The sequence below is a fragment of the Saezia sanguinis genome (genome assembly GCF_003991585.1).
Lineage (GTDB): Bacteria > Pseudomonadota > Gammaproteobacteria > Burkholderiales > Burkholderiaceae_C > Saezia > Saezia sanguinis.
On the sequence record NZ_PQSP01000191.1, the window covers coordinates 1 to 240 of the forward strand.

Consider the following 240-nt stretch of genomic DNA (forward strand, 5'->3'; position numbering starts at 1 on the left):
CCATTTCACCAGTTCCACCGTGCCTGCGGTGGACGCATGGCAGATGTGCACGCGCGCGCCGGCATCCCGGGCCAGGAGCGCATCCCGGGCCACGATCGATTCCTCCGCGGCCCGCGGCCAACCGGCCAGGCCCAGCCGCGCCGCCGTCGGGCCCTCGTGCGCGACCGCACCGCCGGTCAGTCGCGGCTCCTCCGCGTGCTGGGCGATCAGGACGTCCAGCGAACGCGCATACTCCAGGGC

General features: G+C 74.2%; 1 pseudogene. It reads right to left on the reverse strand.

From position 1 onward, the window contains the following. A pseudogene (locus CUZ56_RS15450) lies at positions 1–240 on the reverse strand (dihydroorotase); the annotation flags it as partial.